This is a genomic window from Caulobacter sp. (genome assembly GCF_035254145.1).
Classification (GTDB): Bacteria; Pseudomonadota; Alphaproteobacteria; order Caulobacterales; family Caulobacteraceae; genus Caulobacter.
Genome location: NZ_DATFAV010000156.1, coordinates 1 through 9,773, shown reverse-complemented (window position 1 = coordinate 9,773; position 9,773 = coordinate 1). Strand labels below are relative to the sequence as shown.

The 9,773-nt window shown below is 69.1% G+C and carries 7 protein-coding genes and 2 pseudogenes; 3 read left to right on the top strand and 6 right to left on the bottom strand.

Annotated elements, in window-relative coordinates; translation table 11 throughout:
- Both VJ655_RS09205 and metG read right to left on the bottom strand, forming a co-directional pair.
- Positions 1-344: MFS transporter (locus tag VJ655_RS09205; RefSeq protein ID WP_324110768.1), on the bottom strand; the 344-nt coding region annotated here is incomplete at its 3' end.
- A gap of 4 nt (positions 345-348) precedes the next feature.
- Positions 349-2,058 carry a methionine--tRNA ligase gene (gene metG, locus VJ655_RS09200; RefSeq protein ID WP_324110767.1) on the bottom strand — a complete coding sequence of 570 codons (1,710 nt, stop codon included), beginning with the start codon at positions 2,056-2,058 and terminating at the stop codon, positions 349-351.
- Positions 2,059-2,367: 309 nt separating this feature from the next.
- Between metG and VJ655_RS09195 the strand changes: the two are divergent.
- Positions 2,368-2,729 (top strand): annotated as a pseudogene (locus VJ655_RS09195) (hypothetical protein).
- Between the two features lie 220 nt (positions 2,730-2,949).
- On the opposite strand, the gene VJ655_RS09190 reads toward VJ655_RS09195, so the two are convergent.
- The 3 genes from VJ655_RS09190 to VJ655_RS09180 form a co-directional block, all read right to left on the bottom strand.
- The gene (locus VJ655_RS09190; protein ID WP_324110766.1) at positions 2,950-4,227 is read right to left on the bottom strand and encodes an MgtC/SapB family protein; all 1,278 of its coding nucleotides are present in this window, start codon (positions 4,225-4,227) and stop codon (positions 2,950-2,952) included.
- A 17-nt stretch (positions 4,228-4,244) separates the two neighbouring features.
- Complete coding sequence (locus tag VJ655_RS09185) at positions 4,245-5,777, bottom strand: acyl-CoA carboxylase subunit beta (protein ID WP_324110765.1); 1,533 nt, start codon at positions 5,775-5,777, stop codon at positions 4,245-4,247.
- Between the two features lie 162 nt (positions 5,778-5,939).
- Positions 5,940-6,677: an ATP12 family chaperone protein gene (locus VJ655_RS09180; RefSeq protein ID WP_324110764.1), complete on the bottom strand. Its 738-nt coding sequence runs from the start codon at positions 6,675-6,677 to the stop codon at positions 5,940-5,942.
- A 52-nt stretch (positions 6,678-6,729) separates the two neighbouring features.
- On the opposite strand from VJ655_RS09180, the gene VJ655_RS09175 reads away from it, so the two are divergent.
- Positions 6,730-8,190: a DUF1800 domain-containing protein gene (locus VJ655_RS09175; protein ID WP_324110763.1), complete on the top strand. Its 1,461-nt coding sequence runs from the start codon at positions 6,730-6,732 to the stop codon at positions 8,188-8,190.
- Positions 8,187-9,461 carry a DUF1501 domain-containing protein gene (locus VJ655_RS09170; RefSeq protein ID WP_324110762.1) on the top strand — a complete coding sequence of 425 codons (1,275 nt, stop codon included), beginning with the start codon at positions 8,187-8,189 and terminating at the stop codon, positions 9,459-9,461. The genes VJ655_RS09175 and VJ655_RS09170 overlap by 4 nt, the downstream gene beginning before the upstream one ends.
- Before the next feature lie 125 nt (positions 9,462-9,586).
- Here the strand turns inward: VJ655_RS09170 and VJ655_RS09165 are convergent.
- A pseudogene (locus VJ655_RS09165) lies at positions 9,587-9,773 on the bottom strand (RluA family pseudouridine synthase); the annotation flags it as partial.

Sequence of the window (9,773 nt, the reverse complement as noted above, 5' to 3'; positions counted from 1 at the left end):
GTCTGGCCGACGAACCAGGCCAGGATCAGCCAGAAGAGGTTCTTGCCGGCCAGCAGGCCCGCATAGCCCAGGCCCGCGCCGACCAGCAGCAGCACCATGGGCGAACGTCGCAGCCTGAAGCCGTCGGCCCAGACCGCCAGCACCGGGCCCGTGAAGGGCTTCAGCAGCAGCGGCACGGCCAGGATCAGGCCGATCGCCCCGCCGCTCATGCCTCGGTCGCGCAGGAAGGTGCCCGCGTAAGGCAGGCTGACTCCCGAAACGAGGAACAGGGAGGCGTAAAACAGGCAGAGACGGACGAGCGTCCGAAGCCCCTTGCCGTCCTCCGTGCTGTCCCCCGCCGCGATCACCCTATTCCGCGCCGCCGAAGCGGGCCGCCCACTCGGCGATCTGGTCGTCGTCGATCTTCTTGAACAGGACCTCGGGGACCGTGATCGCCTGGCCGACGGTCAGCTTGGAAAGCTCGGCCGCGCCGTCGTTCGACGGCCAGGCGGCCGGGAAGTCGAGGCCGAACGCCTCGCCGATCTTCTCGGCGGCGAACGGGATGAACGGCGCGGAGATCTTGGCGTAGAGGGCCGCCAGGTTCAGGGCCGTGCGGACGATGACGGCGGCGCGGTCGCGATCGGTCTTGATCGCGGTCCACGGCGCGGCCTCCTGCAGGTACTCGTTGCCGACCACCCACAGGGCCCGCAGCGCCTGGGCGCTCTTGCGGATCTCGATGGCGTCCATCTGTTCGGCCAGATCGGCCAGGCGCGCCGAGACGTCGGCGAACAGCTTCTCCTCCAGCGGGCCGGGCTGGCCGCCCTCGGGCACCACGCCGTCGAACTTGCTCTCGGTGAACTTCAGGATGCGGTTGACGAAGTTGCCCAGCACGTCGGCCAGGTCGCGGTTCACGGCGCTGGCGAACTGCTCCCAGGTGAAGGCGGTGTCGCTGCTCTCCGGCGAGTTGGCGGTCAGGTACCAGCGCCAGAGATCCGGCGGCAGGATCTCCAGGGCCGCGTCCATGAACACGCCGCGCTTGTTCGAGGTCGAGAACTTGCCGCCATACCAGTTCAGCCAGTTGAAGGCCTTGAGCATGTCGACGCTCTTCCACGGCTCTTCCGAGCCGAGGATGGTGGCCGGGAAGCTGACCGTGTGGAACGCCACGTTGTCCTTGCCCATGAACTGGACGTAGCGGACGTCGTCCGCGCCCTCGTCGGTGCGCCACCAGCGCTTCCAGTCGCGGTCCGGCGAGCCCTCGGCCCATTCCTGGGTCGCGGCGATGTATTCGATCGGCGCGTCGAACCAGACGTAGAAGACCTTGTCCTCGAAGCCGGGGCGCGGCAGGCCGTCCTTGGCCACCGGGATGCCCCAGGCCAGGTCGCGGGTGATGCCGCGGTCGATCAGCCCCTCGTCCAGGTGCTTGTAGGCGATCGAGCGGGCCAGCGGCGGCCAGTCGGCGTGGCTGTCGACCCAGGCCCTGATGCGGTCAGCCATTTTTGTCTGAAGGAGGTAGAGGTGGCGGGTGTCGCGCACCTCGATGTTCCGCGAACCGGAGATCACCGAGTACGGATTGATCAGGTCGGTGGGGTCCAGCAGGTTGCCGCAGTTGTCGCACTGGTCACCGCGGGCCTTCTCGAACCCGCAATGCGGACACGTGCCTTCGACATAGCGATCCGGCAGGAAGCGCTTGTCGTCGACCGAATAGACCATCTGGTCGACGCGTTCCTCGATCAGGCCGTGGTCCTCCAGGGCCTGACAGAAGTGCTGGGTCAGGCGATGGTTCTGCGGCGAGGATGAGCGGCCGAAATGGTCCCAGGACAGGCCAAAGGCCCGCCCCACGTCGTGCTGCAACACGTGCTGCTCGGCGCAGTAGGTGGCGACGTCCTGGCCGGCGGCGGTGGCCGCGAGTTCGGCCGGCGTGCCGTGCTCGTCGGTGGCGCAGATGTAGAGCGTCTCGTGCCCCCGAGCCCGCTGGAAACGCGCATAGACGTCCGCCGGCAGCATCGACCCCGCCAGGTTGCCCAGGTGCTTGATGCCGTTGATGTACGGCAGGGCCGAGGTGATCAGGATGCGAGCCATGCGGGCGCGGCCTTTCGGGGGAGTCGAACGGAAGCGAAGAAGCGTCCGCATATAGAAGGGTCGGGCGGGAAGGGAAAGGTTTGGGGGTTAGGGCCATCCCAAATCCTCCCCCCAGCGGGGGAGGTGTCCGCGAAGCGGACGGAGGGGGAAGTCCTGCCGACCTTGCCTCTTCCCCCTCCGGCCCTTCGGACCGCCTCCCCCACGGGGGGGAGGATTTGGCGCACGCCGCCGCCGCTTCACGCGATCGCTCGCTGAAGGGATGGAAAGGGACGCGGAGCGCCGGACATTCGTCCGGAGTGTGAGTAGTGAATACCGTTTCGACGAAGCCCAACGCTCCGCGCGACCGTTATCCGCCAGCCTCCCGTCAGGTGGCCCTGTTCAGGCCTTACCGGGACCTGGGCTCTCGGTTTCCCGAGAGACCCAGCGGTCGGAGAGGACGAGCCAATCCAGGCTAAGACACATCCCTTTACCCCCAACCACGCCAACGACGGGCGGGTGAGCCCAGCAAGCCCAGCCCCGGACCGTCCGAGTATCCCCCTCGGACCTGTCCCCGCTCGATCGCCCCCCGCCGCCACGATGGTCGCTGGCCATGCGCCCTTTCCTCGCGACGAGGTGAAGTGAGAATACGGCAGGTTTCGAGGGGGAGGATAAGTTCGCCCGAACGCCCGTAACTATCCCTCTCTCTGAGAGAGAGGGAGGGGCCCATGCGCAGCATGGGAGGGTGAGAGGTTTCACCCTCACCGGACAAGGCAGATACGAACAAACCACTGAAACGAGGGAGAATTCTCGGCTAGCCTCGTAACCTCTCACCCTCCCACCGCCGCGCGGCGGGCCCCTCCCTCTCTCAAAGAGAGAGGGTTTTGTTCCCATCCTCCGATGGGGATTGGCGCTCTAAAACACCACCGCCAGCGCCGCGACGCCCGCCAGGCCGGCGACGAACGTCAGCAGCAACGGCGCCGCGGCCCTCACCCCCGCCGCGCCGCGAACGATGGTGAAGGCCAGGCCGGCCTTGACCAGGGTATTGGCCAGGATCGGGGCGGCCAGGATCAGGCCGGCGACCTTGGGGGTCAGGCTTCCGTCCGGCAGGCGGCTCATCGCGATGATGGCGGCGTCGACATCGACCATGCCCGAAATGCCCAGCACCGTGGCCAGGCCGGCGTGGCCAAACGCCTGCATGGCCCAGCGGCCGGCCAGCGAGATGACCATCACCAGGCCCGCCAGCAGCAGGGCCGGTCCCAGGTCGAACGGATTGCGCACCGAGGGCGTGGGGCTATCGCTCGCCGACGCCGAAGGCGCGCGCAGCGCCCAGCCGACATAGGCCGCGCCCACCAGGCCCGCCGGAATCGCCACCAGCGCGAACGCCGTCAGGGCGAAGGGCGCCAGGACGGCGACAAGCACGAGAACCCGCGCGACCATCACCGTCGAGGCCAGGGCGATGCCCGCCACCAGCACCCTCGCCTCCCCGTCCGACTTGCGAATCCGGGCGGCCATGGCGGCGGTGACGGCGGTCGACGACACCACCGCCCCAACCCCCGCCGTGGCCAGCACGCCCTGTTCGGCGCCCAGCTTGCGGCTCGCCGCGTAGCCGATCAGCGACAGGCCCGAGACCAGCACGACGACCATCCAGATCTCGCGCGGGTTCCAGGCGTCCATCGGCCCAAACTCGCGATCGGGCAGCAGCGGCAGGACGGCGAGCGAGATCAGGGCGAAGCGGACGATGGCCTGGAGCTCGAGCTCGCTCAGCCCCTCGACCCATTCGTGCAGCTGTTTCCTCTGGGCCAAGGTCAAGGTCGTGATGGCCGCCAGGACGCAGGCCAGGGTCCATTGGCCGGCCGCCGCCAGGGCGCCGAGCCCCAGGGTTATGATCCCGACGACGGTGGTGGTCGCGCTGAGGTCGTCCTTGGCCGCGGCGCGGGCGTAGCCGATCAGCAGGGCCGCGGCCGCCGCGATCAGGAGGGCCCCGCCGATCAGCGGCGAGACTCGCGCCGTCGCCTCTCCCGCCACGCCGCCGGCCAGGCCCAGCAGCGCGAAGGTGCGGATGCCCGCCACCCGCGAGCCGTCCGGCTCCAGTCTATGCGACCAGCCGCGCTCGACGCCGATCAGCAGGCCCAGGGCGAAGGCCAGGCCGACGCCGGCGAAGGGCGACAGGGCCTGGATCCATTCCGACAAGAGCGTCGCCTCCGCTGTTAGAGCGGAATGTTATCGTGCTTCTTCCAAGGGTTGGAAAGCTCCTTGCCCTTGAGGCTCTTGAGGCCGCGCACGATCCGGCGGCGGGTGCCGTGGGGCATGATCACGTCGTCGATATAGCCGCGCGAGGCGGCGACGAACGGATTGGCGAAGGCGTTCTTGTACTCGGCCTCGCGGGCGGCCAGGGCCTGCGGGTCCTTGGCCTCCTGGCGGAAGATGATCTCGACCGCCCCCTTGGCGCCCATCACCGCGATCTCGGCGGTGGGCCAGGCGTAGTTGAGGTCGCCGCGCAGGTGCTTGGAGCTCATGACGTCATAGGCGCCGCCATAGGCCTTGCGGGTGATGACGGTGATCTTCGGCACGGTGGCCTCGGCATAGGCGAACAGCAGCTTGGCGCCGTGCTTGATCAGGCCGCCGTACTCCTGCTTGGTGCCCGGCATGAAGCCCGGCACGTCGACGAAGGTGATGATCGGGATGTTGAAGGCGTCGCAGAACCGCACGAACCGCGCGGCCTTGCGGCTGGAGTCGATGTCGAGCACGCCGGCCAGCACCTGGGGCTGGTTGGCCACGACGCCCACCGTCTCGCCGTCCATCCGCGCGAAGCCGCAGATGATGTTCTTGGCCCATTCGCTGCTGATCTCGAAGAAGTCGGCCTCGTCGACGACCTTCAGGATCAGCTCCTTCATGTCGTAGGGCTTGGTCGGGTCGGCCGGGATCAGGGTGTCGAGGCTCATCTCCTCGCGATAGGCCTCGTCGAAGCTGTCGCGTTCGGGCGCGGCCTCGCGGTTGGACGAGGGCAGGAAGTCGACCAGGCGACGCACCTGGGTCAGGGCTTCGAGGTCGTTCTCGAACGCCCCTTCGGCGACGCCCGACTTGGCGGCGTGGACCCGGGCCCCGCCCAGCTCCTCGGCGGTGACGACCTCGTTGGTGACGGTCTTCACGACATCCGGGCCGGTCACGAACATGTAGCTCGTGTCCTTCACCATGAAGATGAAGTCGGTCATGGCGGGCGAATAGACGTCGCCGCCGGCGCAGGGGCCCATGATCACGCTGATCTGCGGCACCACGCCCGAGGCCATGACGTTCTCGAGGAAGATGTCGGCGTAGCCGGCCAGGCTGTCGACGCCCTCCTGGATGCGGGCCCCGCCGGCGTCGAACAGGCCGATCACCGGCGCCCCGACCTTCATGGCCTGGCGCTGAACCTTGACGATCTTAGCCGCGTGGGCGCCCGAAAGGCTGCCGCCGAACACCGTGAAGTCCTTGGAGAAGACGTAGACGACCTTGCCGTTGATCGTGCCCCAGCCAGTGACCACGCCGTCGCCGGGGATCTTCTGGTCCTGCATGCCGAAGTCGGCGCAGCGGTGCTCGACGAACATGTCGAACTCCTCGAAGGAGCCCTCGTCCAGCAACAGGTCGATGCGCTCGCGCGCGGTCAGCTTGCCCTTGGCATGCTGGGCGGCCACCCGCTTCTCACCGCCGCCGATCCTGGCTTGCTGGCGACGACGCTCGAGTTCCGTAAGAATGTGTTGCACGCGCGTGCTCCCCTGCCCGGATCTGGCGGCTGACCCACCTTATGGGCCAGCCCTAGCGGGGCCAGAGCCCCGGCGCAAGGCAGACCTTGCGGCAGCGCAGCATAAGCGGCGGGCGGAAGATTCCGGGCCCGGCGAATTTCCACCCTGCCGCGTATCGACCCCTCAGCGCAACGCCGCGAACCAGCGATCGATCATCGTAGCCTCGGCCGCCAGGGCCTCGGCCCGGGCCACGGCCTCGGCGTCCTTCCCCCATTGCTCGGCCTGGAAGATCTCCTCCAGACGCGAGACATCCAGAGCGCGCTGGCCGGTCAGGCGGCCGGCGCGAACGGCCAGGGCCAGCACGGTCGAGCCGTAGAGGCCGGCGGCGAAGGCCACGCCGGCCAATGAGAAGTCGTCCAGGGTCAGGGCCAGGGCCTCGACCCCGGCCAGGGTGGCCTGGGGCTGGGGCGCGTGGATGATCCCGGCGACCGGCGTGAACGTCAGGCCATGCTCGGCCTGCGCCCAATCCAGGATCGCGCCCCACTCCCGCGCCTGCCGCTCGACCAGCGCCGTCGGATGTTCGGCGCGGTAGCAGAGATGGTCCGAGGCGGCGTAGGCGGTGATCTCGCCGGCCACCTCGGCGCGGGTCTCGGAGATGCGGTCGATCGCCGTGAAGGCCAGGCGCGTGGCCGGCATCAGGCTGTTGTCGATGAACTCGACCTGCGCCTCCCACTCGGCGGCGACCAGTTCGCCCAGGGCCTTGGTCGGCAGGATCAGAGGTTTCCTGGCCGGCGACTTGGGCGTGCGGCCATCCAGTTGGATCGCATAGCCGCCCTCCCCGTTTTCCCCAAGGAAGGGCGCGGCCGCGGCGGCCTTGTAGAAGCGCTTGGGTTTCAGCAGCAGCTCGGCTTTGTCGGACACGGCGAGACTCTTTCCAGGGTGTCGCGACGGATCGCGCCGCATTGAGCGTTGAATGGGCAATGTCGCGACGTCGCGCAAGGGAGAGCGCCGCTTGAGCTTACCGTCCAAGGACATGATGGCCGCCATAGCGGTCACCCGTTTTGGTCTCGGCGCCCGCCCTGGCGAGATCGAGACCGCCAGGGCCGACCCCCGGGGCTTCCTGGTTGACCAGATCCGCCACGACGGCGCCGATCTCCCGCGGGACAGCGGCGAGACCTCCGCTCAGCGCCTGGCCCAGATCCGCGATTACGAGCAACTGCGGAAGATGGAGCGCGACCGCAAGGACGGCCAGGCCGGCGCGACCGCCGCCAACGCCCCCTTGGACAAGGCTGACCCCCTCAAGGACGCCCGGCGGGTGCTGCGTGACAAGGTCGGCGACGACTTCCTGGCCCGCGCGCGCCTGGGAACCAACACCCCGGCCGCCTTCCGCGAGCGTTGGGCGCTGTTCTGGGCCAATCACTTCACGGTCTCGGCCACCGAGCAGATCACCGCCGTGCAGATCGGCCCGTTCGAGCGCGAGGCGATCCGCCCCAACGCCTTCGGCGGCTTCGAGAGCCTGCTGATCGCCGCCTCGACCCATCCGGCCATGCTTACCTATCTCGACCAGGCCCAGTCGATCGGTCCGAACAGCCAGGCGGCGGCCGCCGCCGCGCGGCGCAACGGCCGCAAGGTCGGGCTCAACGAGAACCTGGCCCGCGAGATCCTGGAGCTGCACACCGTCGGGGTCGACGCCGGCTATCGCCAAGCCGACGTCACCGAGTTCGCCCGCGCCCTGACCGGCTTCTCGATCGGTCGCGACGCCGAGGATCGCGCCGGCCAGTTCGTGTTCCGCGAGAACGCCCACGAGCCGGGCGGCCGCACGATCCTGGGCCGCCACTACGGCCGGCAGGGGATGGAGCAGGGTCTGTCGGTGCTGCGGGACCTGGCCGCCGATCCGCGCACCGCCCGTCACGTCTGCGGCAAGATCGCCCGCCACTTCGTCTCCGACACGCCCTCGCCCATCCTGACCGCGCGGCTAGAGAAGCGATGGATCGAGACAGGCGGCGACCTGGCGCGGGTCGCCAAGGCCCTGATCGAAAGCCCGGAGGCCTGGGACCCGACCCCGGCCAAGTTCAAGACGCCCTACGAGTACACCCTGTCGACCTGGCGACTGATCGGGGCTGAACCCTCCGCCCTCGATCGCCTGGCGCCGATCCTGGTGGGCCTGGGCCAGAAGCCGTTCTCGCCCCCCTCCCCCAAGGGCTGGCCCGACGACGCCCAGACCTGGGCCGCGCCCGACGCCCTGATCAAGCGGATGCAGTGGGCCCAGGGCTTCGCCGCCGTCGTGGCCGATCGCACAGATCCCAATGACTTGGCGGTTCAGGCCCTGGGCGCGCGCCTGACGCCCGCCGTCGCCAAGGCGGTCTCGCGGGCCGAGACCCGCAAGGAGGCCTTCGCCCTTCTCGTGATGAGCCCGGAGTTTCAACGCCGATGAACGCTCGAATGAACCGCCGCTCGCTGCTGGGCCTGGCCGCCGGTCTCGGGATCTCCGTCAACGTCCTGGGATCCCAGGCCTTCGCCGCCTCGGAGGGCGATCTCGCCAAGAAGAAGCTGGTTGTCGTCATTTGCCGGGGCGGCATGGACGGGCTGTCGGTTTCGCCGCCGGTCGGGGATCCCGACTACGCGGCCCTGCGCGGCTCGATCGCCATGAAGCCCGAGGACGTGCTGAGACTGGACGACACCTTTGGCCTGCATCCGGAGCTTCGGACGGTCCACGCGCTGGCGCGGAAGGGCGAGGCCCGCATCGCCCCGGCCATCGCCAGTCCCGACCGCGCCCGCTCGCACTTCGAGGCCCAGGACGTGCTGGAGACCGGCGCCTCGGGCGTCTATGGCGCCGACACCGGGTGGCTGAATCGCACGCTGGAGGCCCTGGCCCCTGTCCGCAAGGTCGAGGGCCTGTCGGTCGGCGCCACCGCGCCGCTGATCCTGCGCGGCAAGGTGCAGGCCGCCAGCTGGTCACCGGGCAAGGGTGTCGACGAAACCGCCCGCCTGCCCACCCTGTTGCAGGACCTCTACAAGACCGACCCGCTGCTGGGGCCGGCGTTCGCGCGGGGCCTGGAGACCGAGACCATGGCGCAACAGGCCATGACGGCGATGGCCGCGACGCCGGCCATGAACGTCGCCGCCGCCTCGACGCCGTCGATGGGCGCGCCAGCCTCGACATCCGCCACCATGGCCAAGGACCGCCAGAACCGCGCCGGCTCCGAGGTTGCGCGCAAGCTGGGCTCGACCCTGGGCGGCTTCATGATCCAGCCCGCTGGGCCTCAGATCGCCGCCATCTCCCTGGACGGCTTCGACACCCACGCCGGCCAGCCCGGCCAGATCGCCACCCGCCTGACCTATATGGACGCGGTGCTGGACGGCCTGCGCACGGGGCTGGGCGCGGAGTGGAAGAACACCGTGGTGATCGCCGTCACCGAATTCGGCCGCACCGCCCGTATCAACGGCACCAGCGGCACCGACCACGGCACGGCCTCGACGGGCCTGATCCTGGGCGGCGCGCTGAAGCCCGGCGGCATCGTCGGCGACTGGCCTGGCCTCTCGCAAAACGCGCTGTTCGAGAACCGCGACACCGCGCCGACGCTGGACATGCGCGGCCTGTTCAAGGGCGTGCTGGCCGACCACATGGGCGTCGACCGCGCGGCGCTGGAGAGCAAGGTGTTTCCGGATAGCGCGAGAGCGAAGGTGGTGACGGGGTTGGTGTAGAGGTCGAAAATTGGTTTCATCCCGGACGAAGCGTAGCGGAGACCCGGGACCGCAAGAAACGCCGAGCTTCCGGCGGTCCCGGCTCCGCGCGCTATGCGCTTGGCCGGGATGACAGTTTTCGCTGCCTACCGTCGCTTCGTCTGGCGCCGCGCGAACGGCTCCGCGTCCGCCTCGTCTTCCGAGAAGCCGAACTTGCGGAAGCCTTCCTTCATCTCGGGACTCAGCGGCGCCTCGATGTGCAGCATGCCGGCCGAGGGGTGCGGCAGCAGGATCGAGCGAGCGTGCAGCTGCAGCTTCAGGCCTTCGGACAGC

Excerpts from the sequence above, each read along its gene's own strand:
- VJ655_RS09170 (WP_324110762.1), top strand. The coding sequence starts at position 8,187 with ATGAACGCTCGAATGAACCGCCGCTCGCTGCTGGGCCTGGCCGCCGGT.
- VJ655_RS09175 (WP_324110763.1), top strand. The coding sequence starts at position 6,730 with ATGGGCAATGTCGCGACGTCGCGCAAGGGAGAGCGCCGCTTGAGCTTA.
- metG (WP_324110767.1), bottom strand. The coding sequence starts at position 2,058 with ATGGCTCGCATCCTGATCACCTCGGCCCTGCCGTACATCAACGGCATC.